This is a genomic window from Terrabacter sp. R4-6 (genome assembly GCF_057529065.1).
The window spans coordinates 3,426,621-3,449,915 of record NZ_CP197224.1; the positions used below are offsets into that span (position 1 = coordinate 3,426,621).

The window sequence follows — 23,295 nt, forward strand, 5'->3', positions numbered from 1 at the left end:
GAGGGCCGCGGCGCGCAGACGGCTTTCGGTTCGGGACTCGGACCGTCGGTCTGGGGACCGCGGCGCGCGGCGGGCCGGCCGGGCCTTGGTACGCGTCCGGCCGGGTCCGCGCTCACGAGCGGGACCCAGCCGGACGGCATACGACCTCGGGGTCAGGCGTTGGCCGGGGCTCCGCCGTCGTCGGCCGACGCCGCCATCTCCCGGTCGAGCTCGCCCTCGGTCTCGTCGCTGAAGAGGTGCTTGCCCACGGCGTTGAGCACCGCGGCGAAGGGAACGGCGACGAGGGCGCCGACGATGCCGGCGATGATCGAGCCGGTCGCGATCGCGAGGATGACCGCGAGCGGGTGGACGCTGACGGCCTTGCCGAGCAGGAAGGGCTGGAGCACGTGCGACTCGAGCTGCTGAACGCCGATGACGACGGCGAGCATGATGAGCGCGACGCCCGGGCCGTGCGCGACGAGCGCGAGCAGGACGGCGACGGCGCCCGACAGCAGCGCTCCGACGATCGGGATGAACGCGAGGATGAAGACGAGGATGCCGATCGCGAAGGCGAAGGGGACCTTGAGGATCGCGGCGCCGACCGAGATGCCGACCGCGTCGACGAAGGCCACGATCATCGTCGCGCGCACGAACGCCGACAGCTGGTGCCACGCGATGATGCCCGAGGAGTTGACCCGGGGGCGGGTGGCGCGCGGGAAGAGCCGCACGATCCAGCTCCAGATGCGCGGTCCTTCGTAGAGGAAGAAGAAGAGCGAGAAGAGCGCGATGAACAGGCCGGCGACGAAGTGCGTCGCCGTGAGGCCGACCGACGTCGCGGTGTCGCCGAGGTTGCCCGACTCGCTCACCTTGTCGCGGATCGTGTTGAAGTACTCGTCGAACTGCGCGTCGGTGATGTGGAAGGTCGTGCGCACCCAGTCACGGATGCGCTCGAGACCGGTGGCGACCTGGCTCGTCAGGTCGGAGAAGCCGCTGCTGAACTGCGTGCCCACGAGCGTGAAGAGCGCCCCGATGAGCAGGATCGTGCCGAGCAGCGTGATGCCGGCGGCGGCTCCCGGCTTCATCCGACGGTGCAGCCACGTCGCGACGGGCCGCAGCAGCGCGGTCAGGAGGATGGCGATCGCCACCGGCACGACGATCTCGGAGACCGAGCGCACCGCGAGCGAGAACAGGTAGATGGCGGCGCCGATGAGCAGCAGGCGCCACGCCCAGTCACTCGCGACCCGGATGCCGGGTGGCACGGCCGCCGCGTCGATGCCGGGCAGGTCCGCGGTCTCGTCGCGGGTGTCGGTCTGCAGGGTGTCCCTGCCCTCGTGGGTGCGGACGGGCACGGTCGCGTCGGAGGGCGTGCCAGAGGGGTCGGCATGGTTGTCGGTCACGACCACACCGTATGCTGCCGCGCCGGCTTTGCGTGCCTTGCAGCCCTCGACGGGCGAACGTCCTGAGGGTCGTTCGTCACGATCGGGCAACACCGGGCTGGTGTGCTCATGGACCCGACGTCCCGTCGGGACACTCTCGTCATGACGACGTTCTGGGAGCAGATGCCCCCGCCGCGCCAGCCGGTGCGTCAGCGCGCGCGGTGGTCGTGGCCCGTAGCCGTCGTCGCCTTCGTGTCCGCGACGGCGCTGCTCGCGGTCGTCATCATCTCGGGAATCGGCCTCGTGATGTATGCGAACCACGACCGGATCGAGCTGATTGACCGACCCGACGTGGTCGCCGCCGTCGACGCCGGCTGTGGCCGGCTCCGGGCCGGTCTGGCGGCCAGTCCCGTCGACGTCGGGTCGCCGGCGCTGGTCAGGGCTGCGGCGATCACGGCCCAGGACGAGGCGATCCGCGCGTTCGTCGCCGAGATCCGCAGGCTCGACCCGGCCGACCGCGCCGACGACCTTCCCGTCGACGGCTGGCTGGCGGACTGGGTGTCGCTCGCCGTGGCTCGCGACGAGGTGGCCGACTCCTTGCGGCGGGGAGGGCGTGCCTCGCTGGTCGTGCCCCGTGACGGGGGAGAGGCGATCACACGGCGCATGGCCACGGTCGGCGTCTCCTGTGTCGACCTGTCGCGCCTCGTGCGCCGGACCTGACGTCGACGCCGGTCGTACGCTCGGAGCATGAGCACAGACGCCACAAGCCCCCGACCGACCCTCGCCGTCACCGGCTCGACCGGGTGGCTCGGTGGGCTCGTCGCCCGGGAGCTCGCCGACCGAGGCGTCGCCCAGAGGCTGCTCGTGCGTGACGTGTCGCGAGCGCCCGAGCTGTCGGGTTCCGTCGCGGCTCGGTGCAGCTACCGTGACGCAGACGCCGCGCGGGCCGCACTCGAGGGCGTCGAGACCCTCTTCATGGTCTCGGCCGCCGAGAACGAGGACCGCCTGGCCGAGCACCGGGCCTTCGTCGACGCGGCCGCGGCGGCCGGCGTGCGCCACGTCGTCTACGTGTCGTTCTTCGGGGCCGCTCCGGACGCGACGTTCACGCTCGCCCGTGACCACGCCGCCACCGAGGAGCACCTGCGCGCGTCCGGCATGGCGTGGACCTTCCTGCGCGACAACCTCTACCTCGAGTTCATGGACCACATGGTCGGCGAGGAGGGCGTCGTCCGCGGTCCCGCAGGAGACGGGCGGGCGGCGGTGGTCTCGCACGACGACATCGCCCGCGTCGCGGTCACCGTTCTCGTCGACCCGGCGTCGCACGCCGGAGCGACCTACGACCTGACCGGTCCCGAGGCGCTGACCTTCACGGAGATGGCTGCGGTCATCAGCGAGGTCACCGGACGCGACGTGCGCTTCCACGACGAGACGGTCGAGGAGGCGTACGCGTCCCGCGCGGTCTACGGGGCACCGGACTGGCAGGTGGACGCGTGGGTGTCGACCTACACCGCCGTCGCCGCGGGTGAGCTCGACGGCGTCAGCCGCGACGTCGAGCGGCTGACGGGTCGCCGGCCGACCTCGCTGCGCGAGTACCTCGAGGCCCAGCGCCCGCCGAGCTGATCGCGGCACCGTGCGGGTGCCGGCACCACCTCGAGCGGCCGCCCGGCTGCGGCCGCCGCGAGCGTCAGCCGACGAGGTCGGCCGTCTGCCGGGCGATGGCGAGCTCCTCGTTCGTCGGCACCACGGCGACGACGACCTTGGCCCCCTCGGGTGAGATGACGCGAGCCTGCTGGGACCGGGCGGCGTTCTGCGCCCGGTCGACCGTGATCCCGAGCTCCTCGAGGCCCTCCGTGACGCCGGCCCGCAGCGAGATGCTGTTCTCCCCGACACCGGCCGTGAAGACGAGCACGTCGATGCCGCCGAGGATCGCGAGATAGGCGCCGACGTAGTGCTTGATCCGGTGGACGACGACGTCGAACGCGAGGCGAGCGTCGGCGTCGCCCGAGGCCAGCCGTTGCTCCAGCTGGCGGAAGTCGTTGACCCCGCTGAGTCCCAGCACCCCGGACCTCTTGTTGAGCACCGTGTCGATCTCGTCGAGCGATAGCCCCGCCTCCCGGGCGAGGTAGGCGTGCAGCCCGGGGTCGACGTCACCGGAGCGGGTGCCCATGACGAGCCCCTGCAGCGGCGTCAGGCCCATCGACGTATCGACGGCCCGTCCGCCCCGCACCGCGGACGCCGAGCAGCCGTTGCCGAGGTGCAGGATCACCTGACGCAGGTCACCGAGCGGACGGCCCAGCAGGTCGGCCGTGGCCTGCGCGACGTACTGGTGCGACGTGCCGTGGAAGCCGTAGCGGCGGATCGAGTGCTTCGCGGCGAGGTCGCGGGGCACGGCATACGTCGATGCCTCGGCGGGCAGGGACGAGAAGTATGCCGTGTCGAAGACGGCGACGTGGGGCACGTCGTAGCGCTCCCGCGCAGCCTCGATCCCGATGACGGCGGCCGGGTTGTGCAGTGGCGCAAGCGTGCTCAGGTCACGGATGCGGTCCAGGACGGCGTCGTCGATGACGACCGGCTCGGAGAAGTCGGGTCCGCCGTGGACGACCCGGTGGCCGACGGCCCGCAGCGGCACCTCGTCGAGGTCGATGCGGTCGTGGCGCAGGCGCGTGCTCATCGCCTCGAGCGCGGCCGAGTGGTCGGCCACGCCGCTTCCCGACTCACCGATCCGTTCGACGAGTCCTCGGGCCCGCACCTCACCCGTCTCGGGCAGGAGCAGCTGGTACTTCAGGGACGAGGACCCGGCGTTGAGGACGAGGACGGGCCGCTCGTCCGTGGAACCGCTCACCGGTGCTCTCCCTGCTGCTTCGAGGTGCCCTGCGCCTGGACGGCGGTGATGGCGACCGTGTTGACGATGTCGTCGACGAGCGCACCGCGGGAGAGGTCGTTGACCGGCTTGCGCAGGCCCTGGAGCACCGGGCCGACGGCGACGGCGTGCGCGCTGCGCTGCACGGCCTTGTACGTGTTGTTGCCGGTGTTGAGGTCGGGGAAGACGAAGACCGTCGCGTGACCGGCGACGTCGGAGTCGGGCATCTTGGCCCGACCGACGACGGGGTCGATGGCGGCGTCGTACTGGATCGGCCCGGCGAGCGCGAGGTCCGGCGCCCGCCGGGACACGAGATCCGTTGCGGCACGGACCTTCTCGACCTCGGCACCCGACCCGCTGGTGCCGGTCGAGTAGGAGAGCATCGCCACCCTCGGCTCGATCCCGAACTGCTGGGCGGTCTGGGCCGAGGAGATCGCGATGTCGGCGAGCTGCTCGGCGGTCGGGTCGGGGATCACCGCGCAGTCGCCGTAGACGAGGACCCGGTCGGCGAGGCACATGAGGAAGACGCTCGAGACCGTCTTGACGCCGTCGGCCGTCTTGACGAACTCGAGCGCCGGACGGATCGTGTGCGCCGTCGTGTTGACGGCGCCTGACACCATGCCGTCGGCGAGACCGAGGTGGACCATCATCGTGCCGAAGTAGGAGATGTCGGTGACGACCTCTCGGGCGCGCTCGACGGTCATGCCCTTATGGGCCCGCGCGGCGGCATACTCCTGCGCGAAGCGCTCCACGAGGTCGGGGTCGGTGGGGGAGACGACCGCCGCGGTGTCGAGGTCGAGGCCCAGGGCCGACCCGCGGGCGCGCACCTTCGTCTCGTTGCCGAGCAGCGTCAGCTCGGCGACCCCGCGGCGCAGCAGCACGTCGGCCGCCTCGAGGATGCGGTCGTCCTGGCTCTCGGGGAGCACGATGTGCCTGCGGTCCGAACGGGCCCGCTCCATGAGCTGGAACTCGAACATCAGGGGCGTGCGCACCTCGGAGGCCGACACGTCGATGGCCGTCAGCAGCGCTGCCTGGTCGACGCTCTCGGAGAAGAGGCGGCGCGCCGTCTCGATCTTGTTGCGCGAGCCCTTGGTCATCGGGCCACGCACCTGCATGAGCCGCTCGGCCGTGCGGAAGGTCCCGTCGTCGGTGAGGGCGATCGGGAGGTCCTGCTGCACACCGGCCGACAGTCGCGCGATCGTCTCGGGGATCGGGTAGCCGCCGGTGAGGATGATCCCGGCGAGCGTCGGGAAGGTGCCGGACTGGTGCGCGAGCATCAGGCCCGGGATGAGGTCGGTGCGATCGCTCGGCGCGATGACCGTGACGTCGGGCCCGAGGCGCGCGAGGACATTGGGCAGGCTCATCGCGGCGACGACGAGGCCGAGGCTGTCGCGGTCCATCCACGACTCGCTGCCCAGGACGAGCCGCGCCCCGATCGCGTCGGCGAGCGCCCGGAAGCTCGGTGCCGAGAGCAGCGCGTTCTCGGGGATGGCGGCCGTGACGGGGAAGGGCAGCGTCGCCAGCACCTCACGGACCTCGTCGAGGTCGGCGGGGTCGACGCGGTTGGCGACGACGGCGACGGTCTGCGCGTGGTTGGCGCGCAGCTCGGTGATGGCGCTGTCGGCGGCGACGCGGATCTGGTCGGGCGTGCGGTCGCGGCCGTGCACCACGAGCACGACGGCCGAGCCGAGGTTGGCGGCGACCCGCGCGTTGAAGGACAGCTCGGTGCCGGTCGAGACGTCGGTGTAGTCGGAGCCGAGGACGATGACGACCTCGAACCGCGCGCTCAGCGCCCCGAACCGCTCGACGATGACGTGCAGCGCCTCGTCGGGGTCCTCGTGGGCCTGGGCGTACGTGACGCCCAGCGCCTCCTCGTAGGTCTGCTCGACACCGGGCTGGCTGACGAGCATCTCGACGATGTGGTCGACCTCGTCGTCGGGACCGGTGCCGCCGAGCGTCGTCAGCGGGCGGTAGACACCCACCGACCCGACCTCGCGCAGCAGGGCGTCGAGCAGGCCGAGGGCCACGGCGGACTTGCCCGTGAGGCCCTCGGGGGAGGCGACGTAGACGCTGCGGCTCACGCCACGAACCTAGCGGTCGCGGGGCTCGCGGCGCCGCACCTCGACCGTCGGTGGCTCCCGGAGCGACTGGCCGACGACGCAGTAGCGCTCGGTCGCGGTCGCGAGCCGTTGCAGGGTGGTGTCGTCGGCGTCCGTCGAGACCTCGGCGATGACCCGGGGGGACAGCACCCCGACCGGTGCCGTCCGGTCCACGCCGAGGGTGCCGCGCGCGTCGAACCGCGACTCGGCGCGGATCTCCACGTCGCGCAGGTCGACGCCGAACGCCACGGAGACGGCGTGGAGGGTCACCCCCGCGCACGCGACGAGGGCCTCCATGAGCATGTCACCGGAGCACGCGTCGGACCCGTCGCCGCCCGCCGCCGGGTGGAGCCCGGCGCGGACCGCCCCGGCCGCGGTGCGCACCTCGACCGTGACGGGCTCGCCGAAGACGGCGCTGGCCGACAGCGGGTGCACGGCCGAGGCCGGGTCCTCGCGGTAGCGGGCCTTGAGCGGCTCCTGCGCGGCGCGCAGCTCGTCGCGGTTCACGCCGCCTCACCCGGGTGGTGCTCGGTCATGGCTGTCTCCCGTCGTCCGACGACTCTCGTGACGACACCGTATCCCGGGTGGCCGGCTGCCGGGCGGACGCGTCGACCGGCGACGCGTCGACCGGCGACGCGTCGACCGGCGTGAGCCGGTTCAGGCGACCGTGGACAGCCCGAGCCGCCGGACGAGGCGGACGGCGTCGTGCGGCGCGTGACCCCGGGCGTCGTTGTCGAAGTAGACGTGGACGTCGTGGCCCTCGTCGAGCCAGTCCCGGCACGTGCCGGCCCATCGGTCGAGCGAGGCGTCGGTGTAGCCGCTCGCGTAGAGCTCGCTCTCGCCGTGCAGCCGCACGTAGCGGAAGTCGCTCGTCGCGTCGCGCATCACCGGCCAGCGGCCCGCGCTGTCGGCGACGACGAGCGCCACGCCGTGCTCGGCACAGAGGGCGCGCGCCTCGTCGGACTCGAAGCTCTCGTGACGCGGCTCGAGGGCGTGGCGCACCGGCGCCTCGACGTCGCACGTCGTCAGCACCCGGTCCTCGGCGAGCTTGTCGTCGTGGCCGGCCGCGAGCCGGGCGGCCTCGCCCGTCGAGCGTGGGAGCAGCTCGAAGAACCGGGCCAGGCGCTCCCGGTCGAAGGACAGACGTTCCGGGAGCTGCCAGAGGACCGGCCCGAGCTGGGCGCCGAGGGCGAGGACCCCGCTCGCGAAGAAGTTCGCGAGCGGGGTCTCGACGTCGCGGAGGGACTTCATGTGGGTGATGAACCGTCCACCCTTGACGGCGAGCACGACGTCGGCGGGCACGGCCGCCCGCCACGCGGCATACGAGCTCGGGCGCTGGAGGGAGTAGAAGGACCCGTTCACCTCGATCGACGTCATCCGCTCGGCCGCATACGTCAGCTCGAGCCGCTGGGGGAGACCCTTGGGGTAGAAGTCGCCGCGCCACGACGGGTAGCGCCACCCGGAGACGCCGATCCATGCGTGAGGCATGCCCGTCCCTTACCCACGAGGCGTCCGCGACCGCCGAGGCCACCGGAGCACCCTGTGGCGTCCTTCCGGCGTCGGGCTCCCCGAGCGGACGGGTGTCATCCGGTCCACGCGCCGCTCGGGGCCCCACGTGAGCCCTCCCACCACGTTCCACGGTCAGGGCTCTGCGCGAGGTGAACATCACCCCAAAAGGATGAAAGACCGCGCGGCGTGCCATCCCCCGACACGGCGTCCGCCCGAGGCGGGAGGTCGTGGACGGGATCGCAGGCCGCCGCCCCGGCCGGGAACCGTCGAGACGGTTCACCCTCAGCGGCTGAGGCAGCATCCCGATGCCGTGGCAGGCTGGGGTCAACGGCGCACGTCAGCGCCCTGATCACCGCCACACCGCACCGAGGGGACTGACATGGACAACATCACGACCAACTTCTGGGACGTCCTGCTGTGGAGCTTCTGGTTCTTCATCTGGATCGCCGCGATCACCGTGTGGTTCCGGTGCATCTTCGACCTCTTCCGCGACCGCGAGCTCAGCGGCTGGGGCAAGGCGGGGTGGGCCGTCCTGCTCATCCTCGTGCCCTGGCTCGGCGCCCTGATCTACCTCATCGCCCGCGGCCGCAGCATGACCGAGCGGCAGATCGCGGAGATGGCCCAGATGAAGGCCCAGCAGGACGAGTACATCCGCCAGGCCGCCGGCTCGCAGGCCACCGAGAGCCCTGCGGCGCAGATCGCCAGCGCCAAGGGACTGTTCGACTCCGGGACCATCACCCAGGACGAGTTCGACGCGCTCAAGGCCAAGGCGCTGGCCTGACGGGAGAGGGCCGAAATGCCGCCGCTGCCCGGCCCGTCCGACACCTGCGACCGCACGGACGTCGCAGGCCGAGAAGCCGGCGCGGGTCGCTGGGGTCGGGCCCGCGCCGGGGGGTGCGCGGTGGCGTTGGTCCTGGCCCTCGGTGCCTGCAGCAACGAGACGGCACTGCCCGACGCGCGGGTGTCCGTCAAGGAGCAGGCACTCGCGCAGGCCCGGACGGACGCCGCGGCCGCATCGGCGCACTTCTGCACCACCGCGGCTGACTACGTCACGGCCGTCGACCGCTACGGGGACGTGCTGACGGCGACGGCCCCGACGGTCGGGGACGTCCAGACGGCAGGTGCCGACCTCGAGCAGCCTCGCGCGGACGCGACCGCGGCCGCCACGGCCGCGGTCGACGCCCAGGCTGCGGTGGTGACGGCGGAGCAGGAGCTGGCAGCCGCCCGGGCAGCTGCGGCCTCGGCGAACACCACCGCCGGCTCCTCGACGAGCTCCACGACGCCGGCGACGAGCCAGAGCCCGGCGCCCACGGTGCCGCCGACCACGGTGAACCGGGTCAAGCAGGCCGACACCGAGTTCACGGCGGCTCAGGAAGGCCTCTCGGCCCAGACGCCCCTGCGCCAGGCCGCCCAGCAGTTCAACGCCGCCGCGGTGGCGCTCGAGATGTCGTGGCTGGCCCTGTTCGCCGACGCCGGCTGCCTCACCGACGAGGCGGAGAAGTCCGCCCAGAAGGCCGTGCACGACTACACGGCGGCACTGCAGAAGTCCCTCAAGGACGCCGGGTACTTCTCCGGCACGGTCGACGGCGTCTACGGTCCGTCGACGGTCGACGCGGTGCAGGCGCTCCAGAAGGCCCACGGCCTCCCGGTCACCGGCACCGTCGACAAGGCGACGCAGGAGGCACTCTCGTCCGACCTGCAGGCCAAGGGCGGTGCAGCCGCGCAGGAGGAGCTCGCGTCGACAGCAGCCGTGCAGCAGACCCTCAAGCTCGCCGGCTTCTGGGACGGCCCCGTCGACGGGCGGTGGACGCCTGCCCTGACGGAGGCGCTCGAGGAGTTCCAGACCGAGCTCGACGTCACTGCCACCGGGACGGTCGACGCCGCCACGGTCGCCGCGCTCGAGAAGGCCATCGCCGAGGCCGGCACACCGACGCCCTCACCGAGTCCCTCGCGGTCAGCCACGCCGCCGGCGCCGGAGCCGTCCACGTCGACACCGAAGGCGTCCACGACGTCCTAGTGGCGGTGCTTTCCCGGCACCGGGCGCCGACGATCCACCACGATCCACGCGGTGCCTGTCGATTGGGTATGCCGGTCGGCGTGGTGTTATCGTTCCTTCGCACCAAGGGGCTGTGGCGCAGTTGGTAGCGCGTCTCGTTCGCAATGAGAAGGTCAGGGGTTCGAATCCCCTCAGCTCCACAACATGAAGAAGGACCCGGCACACTTTTCGCCGGGTCCTTCTTCATGTTTCTGGAGCGTCCACGCCCGCGGCTCAGCGCCCGGCGTCGACCCGGGGGCGTTCGGCTGCACCGACAGCCTGCTCGCGGTCGAGGTAGGTGTCGCGTCCGTTGCCGAGGCAGAGGACGTAGACGACGAGCGAGGCGGCGATGACGACGGTGACGTACAGCGCGAACGTGCCGACCGCGTCGTTCTTCTTGGCAGCCTCGTAGAGCAGGGGAGCGGTGCCGCCGAAGGCCGAGTTCGCGACGGCGTAGCCGAAGCCGACACCGAGGGCACGGATGTGCGCGGGGAAGAGCCCGGCCTTCACGACGGCGTTGATCGACGTGTAGCCGGTGAGCACGACGTAGGCCGCCACGAGCATCCCGAAGCTGGCCCAGGGGTTGGTCACCGACGGCAGCGTGGTGATGAAGAGGTAGCTGAACAGGGTGCCGCCGACGCCGAAGAAGAGCAGCAGCGCCTTGCGGCCCACCCGGTCGCTGACGGCCCCGCCGATGGGCTGCAGGAGCATGAGCACGACGAGCGCTGTGAGGTTGACCCACGTGGCGGTCATGCCCTGGCCGGCGTACGCGGCCTTGACGGTCGTAGGCCCGTTGACGCTGTAGGTGTAGAAGGCGAGGGTGCCGCCGACCGTGACGAGGAAGCAGACGGCGAGCTCCTTGGGGTAGCGGCGCAGCAGCTCGCCGATCGAGCCGGACCGGCGCGCGTCCTCTCCGGCCGTGACCTGCAGCGACTCGTCCATCGACGAGCGCAGCCACAGCACGACGACGGCGGCGACGGCGCCGAAGGCGAAGGCGATCCGCCACCCGTACTGGCTGATCTGCTCGTCGGTGAGGACCGACTGCTGGAGCAGCAGCATGCACTGGGCGAGCACGTGGCCGCCGACGAGCGTGACGTACTGGAAGGAGGAGAAGAAGCCGCGGCGCTCCGGCGTGGCCGCCTCGGACATGTACGTCGCGGACGTGCCGTACTCGCCGCCGGTCGCGAAGCCCTGGACGAGGCGGCAGAGCACGAGCACGACGACGGCCCAGCCGCCGATCGTCGCCGCGGTCGGGGCGAGGGCGATGGCCAGCGACGCGAGGGCCATGACGCTGACGCTCGTGACGAGGGCGGGGCGCCGGCCGTGGCGGTCGGCGAAGCGGCCGAAGAACCACGACCCGATCGGTCGCATGAGGAAGGTGACGGCGAAGATCGCCATCGTGTAGATGCCGGCGTTGGGCTCGTCACCGCCGAAGAAGTGCTCCTCGAAGTACTTGGCGAAGACGGTGTAGACGTACACGTCGTACCACTCGACGAGGTTGCCGAGGGACCCCCGGACCGTGTTGAGCACGGCGCGACGCGTCGACGTCGGCCTTTGGGTCGTTGCCACCGGGGTGTCCATCAGGGCTCTCCTCGAGGTCGTTCGGCGCGTCTGCGCACCGGATCGACCATCGACGCTAGGGGCCCGAGGGGCGGGTGTCGCGCCGGGAGCGTCGTCTTGACCAAGACTTTGCGTCCCGAGGGCGGGTCAGACCCAGCTGGGGAACCACATCCGGGCCTGCCACTCCGAGAGCGGGATGACGTCGGCGACGTAGATCGGGTGGAAGAACGCGAAGAGACCGATCGTGACGAGCACGAAGGCGCCCATGACGCCGTATCCGATGCGGCGCCGGAGCAGCGACGACTCACGGCCGCCGATGACGAGCCCCAGGACGTACACGCAGGCGAGCACGACCCACGGCACGAACGCGACCTCGTAGAACGAGTAGATCGTCCGGTTGCCGAGGAAGAACCACGGCAGGTAGCCGGCGAAGAGCCCGCAGAGGATCGCACCGGCACGCCAGTCGCGGCGCAGCGCCCACATGAAGAGCAGCACGAAGATCGCGAGCGTCGCGCCCCACCAGATCGAGACGGTGCCGATCGAGGTGATCGCCTTGCTGCACTGCTCCACGACGCACCCGTCGGCGCCCTTCTTCGGTCCTTCGTAGAAGAACGACGTGGGGCGCCCCTGGATGAGCCAGGACCACGGGTTGGTCTGGTACGGGTGCGAGCTCGTGATCGCCTGCGTCGAGGCGTACATCTGCTGGTGGTAGGCCCACAGCGAGCGCCACCAGTCGGGCAGCCAGCCGTGGTCGGTGTCGGGGTTGTTCTGCGCCCACGTGCGGAACGAGCCGCCCTTGGTGAGGATCCAGCCGGTCCAGCTCGCGACGTACGTGACGACGGCGGTGACGACGAGCTGCACGAACGCGTACGGCCCGTCCTTGACGATGCCGCCGGCCGACCAGCCGCGCACGCCTGCGGCGCGGCGGGCCCCGAGGTCCCAGAGGACGGTGAGGAGCCCGAAGAAGACGAGGAAGTAGAGGCCCGACCACTTCACCCCGGCCGAGAGGCCGAGCATGATGCCGGCGACCCAGCGCCAAGGTCGCCAGCCGAGCCACGGTCCCATCCACGACGTCGCGGCCCGGGCGCGGTCACCGACCTTCCGGGCCAGCACCTCGCGCGCCTTGTCGCGGTCGATGAGCAGGGCGCCGAAGGCGGCGAGCCCGAAGAACATGACGAAGATGTCGAGCAGCCCGGTGCGCGAGTGGACGAAGTGGTGGCCCTCGAAGGCGAGGAGCGCGGCTGCGACGGTGCCGAGCAGGTCGGAGCGGAAGAGCCGGCGCGCGATCCGGCCGAGCATGAAGATCGAGATGGTGCCGGCGAGCGCGACGGCGAAGCGCCAGCCGAAGGAGTTGAGGATCCCGAACGGCGCCTCGCCCCAGCCGATGAGCCACTTGCCGACGGGCGGGTGGACGACGAAGTCGCCCTCGGTGCCGTAGACCATCGGGTCGTTGGCGGTGAAGTGCTGGTCGACCTGGTTGGCCTGCTGCAGCACGTCGTCGTTCTTCATCTCGAACCAGTACAGGACCATCGACCAGCCCTGCTTGACGTAGTACGTCTCGTCGAAGATCAGCTGGTGCGGCGCGCCGACGTGCCAGAAGCGCATGACGCCGCCGACGAGCATGAAGAAGAGCGGTCCGGCCCAGCCCAGCCAGGCGACGCGGCCCGCGGTGCGACGGGACAGCCGGAAGTCGTCGGCCGGGTCCCCGAGCAGGCGAGCGCGCACCTGTCTGGCCGAGTTCATGGGCGACATCGTATGCAGAGTGGCTGGGTGACCCGTGCAGCGCTCCGGCGGCGGCCCGTGGGGCCCGTCAGATCGAGACCCCGCGCGCCCGCAGCACGGAGTAGCCGACGAAGGCCACCGTGTCGAGCACCGCGTGGCAGACGACGAGCGGCATGACGCGCCGGGTGCGCACGAAGACGAGACCCAGCACAAGGCCCATGACGATGTTGCCGGCGAAGCCGCCGAAGCCCTGGTAGAGGTGGTAGCTGCCGCGGATCACGGCCGACAGCCCGATGATGAGCGGCCACGACCACCCGGTCTGGCGCCACCTCGTGAAGAGGTAGCCGACCATGACGACCTCCTCGAGGAGGGCGTTCTCGACGGCCGCGAGGACGAGCACGGGTGCCGACCACCACACCGCCTCGAGGTTGGCCGCCGAGACCTGGGTGTTGATGCCGATCGCCTTGGCGAGGAAGTAGAAGCCGAGCCCCGGGATGCCGATGACGGCGGCGAGGCCCAGGCCGCGGAGCAGGTCACGGCCGGGCTCACGTCGGTCGAGGCCGACGAAGTGGCCGGCGCGCACGTCGACCGCGGGCCTGCGGACGTGGTTCAGCAGGTAGAGCGCGAGGGCCACGGCGACGAGCGGCAGGACGATGCCGGCGAGCTGGTAGGCGAGGTCGAGCCAGGGACGCCCGGGCGTGGCCGACTGGTTCATCGCCGTCGTCTGCTGCGACAGCGGCACCGGGCGGGTCAGCTTCTCGATGATGCTGAGCACGGCGTAGACCGCCGACGACCCGAGGCTGACCCCGAGGACGAGGACCGTCTCCCACCGGAGGTCGCGCCTCGCGGCCGGGTCGGTGACGGGCGACGGGTCGCGTGGTGACGGCCGGGACAGGAACCGCGCGAGGGCGCTGCCGCCCGTGGAGGGGGCCTCGGTCGCAGCCGCGCCGGTGTCGCTCGACATGGCGTCACTGTAGCCGCGCGGCCGACTCGGCCCGCGGGGGTGACGCCCGCCGTAGTGTCGTTGCATGTCGTTGCTGACGGGCTGGGCGCGCGGGGAGTTCGCCGCGGACGGCTTCGCCTACCCCGTCTACGAGCGCGGCGAGGGGCCGGGGATCGTCGTCGTCCACGAGAGCCCGGGACTGACCCCGGAGGTCATCGAGCTCGGTGACGAGCTCGTCGAGGACGGCTTCACGGTGACGATGCCGCACCTGTTCGGTTCGTCGCACGCACCGCCGCACACCTGGGAGGCACTGCGAGTCGTCCCGCGCCTCTGTGTCACTCGCGAGTTCACGATGTTCGTGACCGGCCGTACCGCCCCCCTCGCCGGGTGGCTGCGTGCCCTCGCACGGGACCTGCACGCCCGCGCGGGCGGCCCCGGCGTGGGGGCGATCGGGATGTGCGTCACCGGCGGTTTCGCGCTCGCGATGATGGTCGACCCCGTCGTGGTCGCACCCGTCGTCGCCCAGCCGGCGACACCGCTGCCGCTCGGACGGCGGCGGGCTGCGGACATCAACCTCGCGCCCGCTGACCTCGAGGCGGTGCGGCGTCGCGTCGCCCAGGGGTGCCCCGTGCTCGGCGTCCGGTACCGCGGTGACTGGGCCACGGGGACGCGGTTCGCGACATTGCGTCGTGAGCTCGGCGACGGCTTCATCGCCGTGGAGCTCGACGGCCACGACCACGCGACGCTCACGGACCACAAGCACCCTGAGGCCGTCGCCGCCGTCCGTGGGTTCTTCCGGACGCGTCTCCTTCCGCCGGACTGACCTGAGTCAGGACGTAACTGTTTGGCGCACAAGGTCGGTGACGGCATACGGTCTCGGCATGTCCTCCGTCCTCCGCGTCGTCCTGCGCTCCCGACTGACGGCGGCGATGCGCGAGCGCGACCTCCCTGCAGTGAGTGTGCTGCGCAGTGCCGTCGCCGCGATCGAGAACGCCGAGGCCGTCCCGCCCGACGTGGGCAGCGCCGTCACGACGTCTGCGGACGTCGCCGGCGCTGGCGTCGGGCTCGGCGTGACGGAGGCGGAGCGGCGCCGGCTCGACGACGCCACCGAGCGCTCCCTCATCGTCGCCGAGGTGCGCTCGCTCGCCGAGGCCGAGGTGGCGTATGCCGCCGCGGGCCAGCCGGATCGGGCGCGGGACGCGGCGGCCGGGGCCGCACTCCTGAGCGCCGTTCTCGACGAGGTGGGTGGCGTCGCGGGCTGAGGCCCGTCGTCCACAGGGCCGGTGCACAAGCTGTGCACCGACGCGTCCGTCCGGTGGAGAAGCGCTCCCGTGCTGTGGACGACACGCCGTCGGCCTGTGGAGGGTGGAAATGTTTGGCGAAAGCCCTTGCGGACCTCCTCGGGGCGGGATAGAAATCTCTCACGCCCTCCCCTCGGGGAGAGCGGGACAGCTCGGAGACGAGGGTCCACACGGTGGGGCAACCCACTGCGGCAGCCGGGTGACGAGGCGGCCGGGACCGGAGACGACGAGACGTCGATCGGGAGCGTCACCATCGACCGATCAACCAGAAGGGCCCTTGAGACTCATACTCCCAAGGGCCCTTCGCCTTTGTCCTGCAAGCGTTCTCGCTGTCAGACCTCGGCCGTCGCCGACGGACGCCAGGGCGTGAGCCACGGGGTCTCGGGCCATCCCTCGCGTGCGGCCACGAGCTCGTACATCGTCGCGCCGTCGATCGACTCGCGGACGATGTCGGCGTGCCCGGCGTGACGCGCGAGCTCCTCGACGAGGTGCATGGCGACCCAGCGCACCGACCACGCCTCGACGTCGCGGGGGAACCACGGGGCGTCGCGCGGCACGGGCACCGCGGCGCCGAGGTCGGCGCGACGCAGCACCTCGCGGGTCACGTCCCCCTGGGCTGCGAGAGCGGCCAGGAGGGACTCGAGGGTGTCGCCGTCGGTGACGCGGAAGTCGTCTCCCCAGGCGGTGGCCTGCTCCTCGAGGGACTGGTCCGGCGGAGCGGGTGCCTCTGGAGCGACGGCCATCCGTTCGGTCCAGCCGCGCTCGCAGGTGGTGACGTGCTTGACGAGTCCGCCGATGCTGAGGGTGCCGGCCGTCGGTGCGAGGCGGATCTGCTCCTCGGTGAGGCCGTAGGCGACGGTGGCGAAGGCGTCGCGCTGCTGGTCGAGGTAGGCGATGAGGCTCTCGCGCTCGTCGGCGACGGGTGGCACGTGTGCGGGCATGATCGTTGCTCCTGTCAGTCGTTGCGGTGGGCGTAGAGGTCACGGAGCAGGGCGATCTCGGCGCCGTGGTGGATGACCTCGCGGTTGATGTGGAGCACGAGCTCGACCCGGGGGTACTCGGCCCACGGCCCCTCGCTCGGGCCGCAGGGCTCGGCGAGGGCGGCCTCGTCCCAGGTGCGCACCCCGGCGGTCCACGCGGCGAACGCCTCGTCCAGCTGGGCCAGCGCCTCGTCGGCGGTGCCGGCGTACTCGAAGGTCTGGTAGTCGACCTCGGGGCCGCCGAAGTGGCTGTGCACGCGGGCGCCGAGCACCCCGACGATGATGTGGGCGAGGCGCCACGCGATGGTCGTGACCGGCGCGGGGACGGGCTCGGGGTAGGCGAAGTCGATGGTCAGCTCGCCGCTGCCACCCTGGATCTCCGTCGCGCCCTCACCCCGCCGGTGCACGTTCCACGCGCCCGGGGTCGGCTCCCAGAGGTACTCCTCGTCGGTCAGGCCCTCGAAGCGCGGTCTCAGCTGGTTGGTCCAGTGCCGAGCGGCCTGGTCCACGAGCACGGACGTCCAGTCGATGGGGGTCTCTGTCGTTGTCATGCCTCGATCGTCGCAGGCATATAGGACAGAAACTGTCCGCAGAGGGTGGCAGTCTGTAGCCATGTCCACGACCTCCGACGGCAACGGCACGACGGCCCGCGTGCTCCGGCTGCTCGACCTGCTCCAGAGCCGCCCCGTCTGGAGCGGCACCGAGCTCGCCGAGCGCCTCGGCGTCACGACGCGCAGCGTGCGCCGCGACGTCGAGCGGCTCCGTGACCTCGGCTATCCCGTCAACGCCGCCCACGGGGCCGGAGGCGGCTACCAGCTCGGTGCCGGGCGACGGCTGCCGCCGCTCCTGCTCGACGACACCGAGGCCGTCGCCGTGGCCGTGTGCCTCCGGCTCGCGGCCGGCGGCACGGTCGAGGGACTCGGAGAGGCGGCCGTGCGCACCCTCGCCAAGCTCGACCAGGTGCTGCCGGGGCGCCTCCGCGCGCAGGTCGAGGCCATCCACGAGGCCACCGTCACGCTCGACGGCGGTGCGGCGCCCGTCGACGCCGCGACCCTCCTGCTGCTCGCTCGCGCGTGCCGGGAGACCGAGCGCGTCACCTTCGCGTATGCCGGCCCGCGCGGTTCCGGCGAACGCCGGGTCGAGCCCTACCGCCTCGTCGCCACCGGACGCCGCTGGTACCTGCTCGCCTACGACCTCGACCGCGAGGACTGGCGCACCTTCCGGCTCGACCGCATGTCCGACGCCGAGACCCGGGGCTGGCGCTTCCGCCCGCGCGACGACGCGCCCGACGCGGCCGAGCACGTGCAGCGGTCGATCACCCGCGACGCGTACGACCACGTCGCGCGGGTGCGCATCGAGGCGCCGAAGTCCTTGGTGGACAAGCACATCCCGCCATCGGTCGGGACGGTCACCGCCGACGGGCCCCACCGCTGCATCTTCGAGGCCGGCGGCAACCACCTGGGCGCCATGGCGATGCACATCGGTGCGCTGCCGTGGGAGATGACCGTCCTCGACCCGCCCGAGCTGCGCGAGACCATGCGCGAGCAGGCAGCCCGCATGCTCCGCGCCGCAGGTGACCCCGCCACCCGCTGACCACATGCAGTCGAGTGGCCCCGTCGTCACAGGGGCTGGTGGGGCTGGGAGGCCACTCGAGTGTCGAGTGGCCCCGTCGTCACAAGGGCTGGTGGGGCTAGGAGGCCACTCGAGTGTCGAGTGGCCCCGTCGTCACAGGGGTTGGTGGGGCTGGGAGGCCACTCGAGTGTCCAGTGGCCCCGTCGTCACAGGGGCTGGTGGGGTTGGTGGGGCTGGGAGGCCACTCGAGTGTCGAGTGGCCCCGTCGTCACACGTGGCTCAGCTCAGCCCGTGTTGCGCAGTCCCGCGGCGATGCCGTTGATCGTCAGCAGCAGCGCCCGCTGCACGTCGGCGTCCGGCTCGACGTCGTCGGGCACGGCACGCGACCGCGCGAGGAGCGAGGTCTGCAGCGCGTGCAGCGGCGCGAGGTAGCTGTCGCGCAGGTCGAGCGTGCGACGCAGGACGGGTGAGGCCTCGAGCAGCTCCTTCTGGCCGGTGACGCGCAGCACCTCCTCGACCGTCCGCGCGTGCTCCTCCCGGATCGTGTCGAAGACCCCGGCCACGTCCTCGGGCACGAGCGCCCGCACGTAGCCCGCCGCGATGTCGAGGTCCGACTTCGTCAGCGTCATCTGGACGTTGGAGAGGAAGGTGCGGAAGAAGGCCCACGAGCCGTACATCTCGCGCAGCGTCTTCTCGCGCCCGTCCTCGCGGGCCTCGGCGAGACCGGAGCCGACGCCGAACCAGCCCGGCAGGATGATCCGGGACTGGGTCCAGCCGAAGACCCAGGGGATGGCGCGGAGGTCCTCGAGGCCGCCCTCGCCCCCGGGTCGCTTGGAGGGCCGCGAGCCGATGTTCATCTTGCCGAGCTCGTCGACCGGCGTCGCCGACACGAAGAAGGGCACGAGACCGGGGTCGCGCACGAGGGAGCGGTAGGCCTCCTGGCCGCGGCCCGCGACGAGGTCCATCGTGCCGTTCCAGCCGTCGAGGACGTCCTTGGGCAGCAGCGACCTCCGGTGCAGGACCGAGGCCTCGAGCACCGCGGCGAGGGCGACCTCGAGGTTGAAGCGCGCGAGTCCCGGCAGCGTGTACTTGTCGCTGATGACCTCACCCTGCTCGGTGATCTTGATCGGGCCGTCGAGGCTCCCGTAGGGCTGGGAGAGGATCGCCTCGCCCGTCGGGCCGCCGCCGCGCCCGACCGAGCCGCCTCGCCCGTGGAAGAGCCGCAGGACGACGCCGTGCTGGCGGGCGACGTCGCGCAGCGCGCGCTGGGCCCGGTGGATCTGCCACTGCGACGCGGCGATCCCCGCGTCCTTCGACGAGTCGGAGTAGCCGAGCATGATCTCCTGCACGTCGCCGCGGGCCGCGACGACCCGGCGGTACGACGGGTCGGACAGCAGGGCGTCGAGGAGCGGTCCGGCGGCCTCGAGCTCGGCGACGGTCTCGAAGAGCGGCGCGAAGCCGATCCGCGCCGTGGCCGGCGTCGAGTCGGTGCCCGTGTCGACGAGCCCGGCCTCGCGGGCCAGGACGACGACGGCGAAGAGGTCGTCGACGTCGTGGGTCATCGACACGATGTAGGTCTCGATCGCCTCGGGACCGTAGGTGTCGAGCGCCCGCCCGATCGCCGCCATGAGCGACAGCGACGCCTCGGCGGCCTCGCCGACGTCGTGGACGCCGACCCCGGTCAGCGGCCGGCGCGAGGCCATCTCGCGGGAGAGCACCTCGATGCGCGCCGCGTGGTCGAGCTCGCCGTAGGGCGTGTCGAGCCCGCCGATGCGGTCGTAGAGGTCGGCGAGGGCGGCGTGGTGCTTCGCGCTGTGCTCGCGGACGTCCAGCGTGGCGAGTCCGGTGCCGGTGGCGACCGCGGCGCGGATGAGACGGAGGATCGCGCCGTCGGCCGTCAGCGTGTCACCGGCCGCGAGCATCGAGTCGCGCATGAGGACGAGGTCGTCGAGCAGCTCGTCGAAGCCCGCGTAGTCGCGACCGGGCTCGTGCGCGGTGCCGTGGGTCAGGCGGTCGCGCGTGCGCAGGAGGCGGACGCGCACGAAGCTGAGCTTGAGGCGGTAGGGCTCCTCGGCGTTGAGCCGGCGCACGGCGGCATACGTCACCGGCAGCGCCTCCGCATCGCGCTCGAGGCTCTCCCGCAGGGCGTCGGTGACCTCGACGAAACGAGTCGACGACGACAGCTCGTGGAGCATGTGGTCGAGCTTCTCGACGAGCTCGGCGAGCCCGGCGTCGTGCTGCATGCCGATGACCGCGAGGGTGACGTCGGGCGTGACGTTGGGGTTGCCGTCCCGGTCGCCGCCGGCCCAGGCGCCGAAGCGCAGCGGCCTGGCCGACGGCGGCAGCTCCACGCCGATGCCGGCGAGCGTCCGGTCGAGCTCGGCGAGCAGGTCGGGCACCACCTGGTCGGCGAGGAAGCGGAGCGTGTGCATGGCCGTGCGGGCCTCGTCGGTCGGCTCGGGCCGGACGATCCGCAGCTCGTCGGTCTGCCACATCATGTCGACGAGCTCGGCGAGCCGACGCTCGGCGCGTGGGCCGTCGGAGACGGGACGGCGCGGGTCCTCGAGCTCGTCGACCGTGACGGCGATCCGGCGGAGCAGGTTGAGGACGGTCCGGCGGGTCGCCTCGGTGGGGTGGGCGGTGAAGACGGGGCGGTACTCCAGCCGGGCGAGGATCGTCTCCAGCTCGTCGCGCTCGAGCGTGCCCTCGTCGAGGGCTGCCCCGATGCGGCCGACCGTCGCGGCGAGCGGGGTCTGCTCGACGGCGCTCAGCTCCTGCCAGCGGTGCAGCTGCTCGGTGACGTTGACGAGCTGGAAGTACGCCGTGAAGGCGCGGGCGAGGACGACCGCGGTCGGTGCGTCGACGCCCTCGAGGAGCGCCCGCAGCTCGTCGTCCTCGGGCTCGCGGGCCAGGCCGCGCACCTTCTCGACGAGCGCGAGCAGGTCGGCGCCCTCGTGCCGTTCGAGGGCCTCGCCGAGCAGCGCTCCGAGCTGTCGCACGGAGGCGCGGAGGGCGGCATGCTGCTGCGCCGACGAGACGCCGGAGGCGAACGTCGCGGCGTTCGGCTCGCGGCGGTCGGCCTCGAGGAGCTGCTCGGTCGTGGCGGGGCCCTGGCTCGTCATGGGTCTGTCGTACCGCGTCGACGTTTCGGAGGCGTTTCGAGTCCACGATGGGGACCACGCGCTGGACACCGCAGTCCGCCATGTGGACGGTTGTCGTGGTCGTCCGCGGCCGACGGCCACGACAAGCCGCCTCGTGGCCGGTCATCGTGGCGGCCGGTCGAGAGGACCGGCGGGAGGTCCCTGCGAGGATGACGGCATGACCACCGGCACCCTCGTCCTCGCGGCCACCCCGATCGGCGACCCGCGGGACGCGGCGCCACGGCTCGCCCAGGAGCTCGCGACCGCCGACGTCGTCGCCGCCGAGGACACCCGACGCCTGCGCCGCCTCCTCACCGACCTCGCCGTCACCCCGAGCGGGTCGGTCGTCAGCTACCACGAGCACAACGAGGCCGCCCGCACGCCCGACCTCGTCGCCCGCCTCCTCGCGGGGGAGCGCGTCGTCGTCGTGACGGACGCCGGTATGCCGTCCGTCTCCGACCCGGGCTACCGCCTCGTCGCCGCTGCGGTCGAGGCGGGCGTACGCGTGACGTGCGTCCCCGGGCCGAGTGCGGTCCTCATGGCGCTGGCGGTCTCGGGCCTGCCGGTCGACCGCTTCTGCTTCGACGGCTTCCTGCCGCGCAAGCCGGGGGAGAAGGCCAAGGTCCTCGCCGACGTGGCGGACGAGCGCCGCACCATCGTCTTCTTCGAGGCCCCGCACCGGCTCGCCGAGACGCTCGCCGCGATGCGCGACGCGTTCGGCTCCGAGCGTCGGGCGGCCGTGTGCCGCGAGCTGACGAAGACCTACGAGGAGGTCCGCCGCGGCACGCTCGCCGAGCTCGTCGCGTGGGCCGAGGGCGGCGTCAAGGGCGAGATCACGATCGTCGTCGCCGGGGCCGAGCGGGTGGTGCCGTCCCTCGAGGAGGCCGTGGCCGGCATCCGCACGCGGGTGGAGGCGGGCGAGCGGCTCAAGGACGTCGCGGCCGACGTCGCGTCGCGCACGGGCCTGTCGAAGAAGGCGCTCTACGACGCCTCGCTCGCCGCCCGCTGACCGACCGCTGACCGCCCGTTGACCGCCCGCCCGGGCGTGCCCGGCGCCGTCTCGACAGGCGAACCCCTTGCCCCGCGGGGAACAGCGGGCAAGGCTGCTGTCGTTCCCCTCTCCGGAGGCCGGCGACCCCGTCGGCCGAGTCGACAGCACAGCGAAGGAGCAAGGCATGGGCACCACTCGCACCGCCAGCACGCACTGGGAGGGCTCGCTCTTCGAGGGCTCGGGCCAGGTCAGCCTGGAGAGCTCGGGCATCGGCACCTACGAGGTCAACTGGCCCTCGCGGGCGGAGTCGTCGAACGGCAAGACGAGCCCCGAGGAGCTCATCGCCGCCGCGCACTCCTCGTGCTACTCGATGGCGCTGTCGAACGGTCTCGCGAAGGCCGGCACGCCCCCGACGACGCTCGACACCACGGCCAACGTGACGTTCGTCCCCGGCACGGGCATCACCGGGATCGCGATCAGCGTCGTCGGCGACGTGCCGGGCATCTCGGCCGAGGACTTCCAGGCCGCAGCCGAGGACGCCAAGGCCAACTGCCCGGTGAGCCAGGCGCTCAAGGCCGTGCCGATCTCGCTCGAGGCCCGTCTCGGCTGACCTCCACCACTGGACGCCGTCGGCGCCGACCCTCGGGGGTCGGCGCCGATGTCCTTGTGGCCCAGCGTCGCTCGTGGGCGGGCGTGTCAGGCGGACTCGACCGTGGCCTTCAGCGACTCGAGCATGCCCTGCCAGCTCTGCGAGAACTGGTCGGCCTGCTCCTGCGAGTCGTTGCCGTCCTGCTCGAGGGCGAGCGTCGTTCGTCCGTCCCTCGTCGGGGTCAGCGTGTAGGTGACGGTGTGGTAGCTCTCGGGCCGGTCCTCCTGGCCCATGAGCGGGCTGTAGTGCGTCATCGAGAGGCGATGCCCCTCCTCGACCTCGAGCACCTCGCCCTTGTCCTCGTAGGGCTTGCCCTGCATCTCGCCCTGCCACGTGATGGGACTGCCGACCTGCCAGTCGGTGGTCAGGGTGGTGCCGGCCATCCACGACCTCACCCGGTCCGGCTCCGTCAGCGCGTCCCAGACGGCACGCGTCGACGCGTCGACGATGACCTCTGCCTGTGCGATGTGTCCAGTCATCCTCCTGTCGTACTCGCCCGGAGCCGTCTCGCGCCAGTGGGGGGCGGCAGCGCGTCCGCGCCGGACCCGCCGTCCCGGCCCGGCGGCATACTCGTGCGCG

The 23,295-nt window shown here is 72.0% G+C and carries 21 protein-coding genes and 1 tRNA gene; 10 read left to right on the top strand and 12 right to left on the bottom strand.

Translation table 11 applies throughout. The features are described 5' to 3' along the window. Positions 1-152: 152 nt before the first annotated feature. Positions 153-1,376, bottom strand: a complete 1,224-nt coding sequence (locus tag ACSSS0_RS16055) for an AI-2E family transporter (protein WP_487228770.1) — start codon at positions 1,374-1,376, stop codon at positions 153-155. Between the two features lie 141 nt (positions 1,377-1,517). Here ACSSS0_RS16055 and ACSSS0_RS16060 point away from each other — a divergent pair, with 141 nt between their 5' ends. Both ACSSS0_RS16060 and ACSSS0_RS16065 read left to right on the top strand, forming a co-directional pair. Next, positions 1,518-2,075 (top strand): hypothetical protein, encoded by a 558-nt coding sequence (locus tag ACSSS0_RS16060; RefSeq protein WP_487228771.1) that lies wholly within the window; start codon positions 1,518-1,520, stop codon positions 2,073-2,075. A gap of 27 nt (positions 2,076-2,102) precedes the next feature. Next, positions 2,103-2,975, top strand: coding sequence for an SDR family oxidoreductase (locus tag ACSSS0_RS16065; RefSeq protein WP_487228772.1), 873 nt, complete (start codon positions 2,103-2,105; stop codon positions 2,973-2,975). A 64-nt stretch (positions 2,976-3,039) separates the two neighbouring features. On the opposite strand, the gene ACSSS0_RS16070 is transcribed toward ACSSS0_RS16065, so the two are convergent. From ACSSS0_RS16070 to ACSSS0_RS16085, 4 genes are all read right to left on the bottom strand, one after another. Then, a complete protein-coding gene (locus ACSSS0_RS16070) occupies positions 3,040-4,197 on the bottom strand; it encodes an acetate/propionate family kinase (RefSeq protein ID WP_487228773.1) in 1,158 nt (385 codons plus the stop codon). After that, positions 4,194-6,296 (bottom strand): phosphate acetyltransferase, encoded by a 2,103-nt coding sequence (gene pta, locus ACSSS0_RS16075; RefSeq protein ID WP_487228774.1) that lies wholly within the window; start codon positions 6,294-6,296, stop codon positions 4,194-4,196. The genes ACSSS0_RS16070 and pta overlap by 4 nt, the downstream gene beginning before the upstream one ends. A gap of 9 nt (positions 6,297-6,305) precedes the next feature. After that, a complete protein-coding gene (locus ACSSS0_RS16080) occupies positions 6,306-6,821 on the bottom strand; it encodes an OsmC family protein (RefSeq protein ID WP_487228775.1) in 516 nt (171 codons plus the stop codon). Between the two features lie 150 nt (positions 6,822-6,971). Further along, entirely contained in the window at positions 6,972-7,802 is an 831-nt protein-coding gene (locus ACSSS0_RS16085; RefSeq protein ID WP_487228776.1) for a DUF72 domain-containing protein, read from the bottom strand. Positions 7,803-8,202: 400 nt separating this feature from the next. Here ACSSS0_RS16085 and ACSSS0_RS16090 point away from each other — a divergent pair, with 400 nt between their 5' ends. The 3 genes from ACSSS0_RS16090 (at position 8,203) to ACSSS0_RS16100 (ending at position 10,019) form a co-directional block, all read left to right on the top strand. Next, positions 8,203-8,604 (top strand): SHOCT domain-containing protein, encoded by a 402-nt coding sequence (locus tag ACSSS0_RS16090; protein WP_435986949.1) that lies wholly within the window; start codon positions 8,203-8,205, stop codon positions 8,602-8,604. A 120-nt stretch (positions 8,605-8,724) separates the two neighbouring features. Next, on the top strand, positions 8,725-9,840 hold the full coding sequence (locus tag ACSSS0_RS16095; protein WP_487228777.1) for a peptidoglycan-binding domain-containing protein: 1,116 nt from the start codon (positions 8,725-8,727) through the stop codon (positions 9,838-9,840). Positions 9,841-9,946: 106 nt separating this feature from the next. Then, positions 9,947-10,019, top strand: a tRNA-Ala gene (locus ACSSS0_RS16100). A 73-nt stretch (positions 10,020-10,092) separates the two neighbouring features. On the opposite strand, the gene ACSSS0_RS16105 is transcribed toward ACSSS0_RS16100, so the two are convergent. The 3 genes from ACSSS0_RS16105 to ACSSS0_RS16115 form a co-directional block, all read right to left on the bottom strand. Beyond that, on the bottom strand, positions 10,093-11,439 hold the full coding sequence (locus tag ACSSS0_RS16105) for an MFS transporter (RefSeq protein WP_487228778.1): 1,347 nt from the start codon (positions 11,437-11,439) through the stop codon (positions 10,093-10,095). A gap of 126 nt (positions 11,440-11,565) precedes the next feature. Next, positions 11,566-13,161 carry a dolichyl-phosphate-mannose--protein mannosyltransferase gene (locus ACSSS0_RS16110; protein ID WP_487228779.1) on the bottom strand — a complete coding sequence of 532 codons (1,596 nt, stop codon included), beginning with the start codon at positions 13,159-13,161 and terminating at the stop codon, positions 11,566-11,568. Between the two features lie 67 nt (positions 13,162-13,228). Then, positions 13,229-14,104 carry a CPBP family intramembrane glutamic endopeptidase gene (locus tag ACSSS0_RS16115; protein WP_487228780.1) on the bottom strand — a complete coding sequence of 292 codons (876 nt, stop codon included), beginning with the start codon at positions 14,102-14,104 and terminating at the stop codon, positions 13,229-13,231. A gap of 64 nt (positions 14,105-14,168) precedes the next feature. Between ACSSS0_RS16115 and ACSSS0_RS16120 the strand changes: the two genes are divergently transcribed. After that, positions 14,169-14,906, top strand: coding sequence for a dienelactone hydrolase family protein (locus ACSSS0_RS16120; RefSeq protein WP_487228781.1), 738 nt, complete (start codon positions 14,169-14,171; stop codon positions 14,904-14,906). A gap of 58 nt (positions 14,907-14,964) precedes the next feature. After that, positions 14,965-15,345 (top strand): hypothetical protein, encoded by a 381-nt coding sequence (locus ACSSS0_RS16125; protein WP_487228782.1) that lies wholly within the window; start codon positions 14,965-14,967, stop codon positions 15,343-15,345. 371 nt (positions 15,346-15,716) lie between these two features. Here ACSSS0_RS16125 and ACSSS0_RS16130 read toward each other — a convergent pair whose 3' ends face one another. Both ACSSS0_RS16130 and ACSSS0_RS16135 read right to left on the bottom strand, forming a co-directional pair. Then, on the bottom strand, positions 15,717-16,325 hold the full coding sequence (locus tag ACSSS0_RS16130) for a DinB family protein (RefSeq protein ID WP_487228783.1): 609 nt from the start codon (positions 16,323-16,325) through the stop codon (positions 15,717-15,719). 14 nt (positions 16,326-16,339) lie between these two features. After that, on the bottom strand, positions 16,340-16,915 hold the full coding sequence (locus tag ACSSS0_RS16135; protein ID WP_487228784.1) for a DinB family protein: 576 nt from the start codon (positions 16,913-16,915) through the stop codon (positions 16,340-16,342). A 61-nt stretch (positions 16,916-16,976) separates the two neighbouring features. On the opposite strand from ACSSS0_RS16135, the gene ACSSS0_RS16140 reads away from it, so the two are divergent. Beyond that, entirely contained in the window at positions 16,977-17,957 is a 981-nt protein-coding gene (locus ACSSS0_RS16140; protein ID WP_487228785.1) for a helix-turn-helix transcriptional regulator, read from the top strand. Positions 17,958-18,220: 263 nt separating this feature from the next. On the opposite strand, the gene ppc is transcribed toward ACSSS0_RS16140, so the two are convergent. Next, positions 18,221-21,058 carry a phosphoenolpyruvate carboxylase gene (gene ppc / locus ACSSS0_RS16145; RefSeq protein ID WP_487228786.1) on the bottom strand — a complete coding sequence of 946 codons (2,838 nt, stop codon included), beginning with the start codon at positions 21,056-21,058 and terminating at the stop codon, positions 18,221-18,223. 196 nt (positions 21,059-21,254) lie between these two features. Here ppc and rsmI point away from each other — a divergent pair, with 196 nt between their 5' ends. Both rsmI and ACSSS0_RS16155 read left to right on the top strand, forming a co-directional pair. Beyond that, positions 21,255-22,085, top strand: coding sequence for a 16S rRNA (cytidine(1402)-2'-O)-methyltransferase (rsmI, locus tag ACSSS0_RS16150; protein ID WP_487228787.1), 831 nt, complete (start codon positions 21,255-21,257; stop codon positions 22,083-22,085). A 166-nt stretch (positions 22,086-22,251) separates the two neighbouring features. Continuing rightward, complete coding sequence (locus tag ACSSS0_RS16155; protein WP_487228788.1) at positions 22,252-22,677, top strand: OsmC family protein; 426 nt, start codon at positions 22,252-22,254, stop codon at positions 22,675-22,677. Positions 22,678-22,763: 86 nt separating this feature from the next. On the opposite strand, the gene ACSSS0_RS16160 is transcribed toward ACSSS0_RS16155, so the two are convergent. Continuing rightward, positions 22,764-23,195 (bottom strand): SRPBCC family protein, encoded by a 432-nt coding sequence (locus ACSSS0_RS16160; protein WP_487228789.1) that lies wholly within the window; start codon positions 23,193-23,195, stop codon positions 22,764-22,766. Between the last annotated feature and the right edge of the window lie 100 nt (positions 23,196-23,295).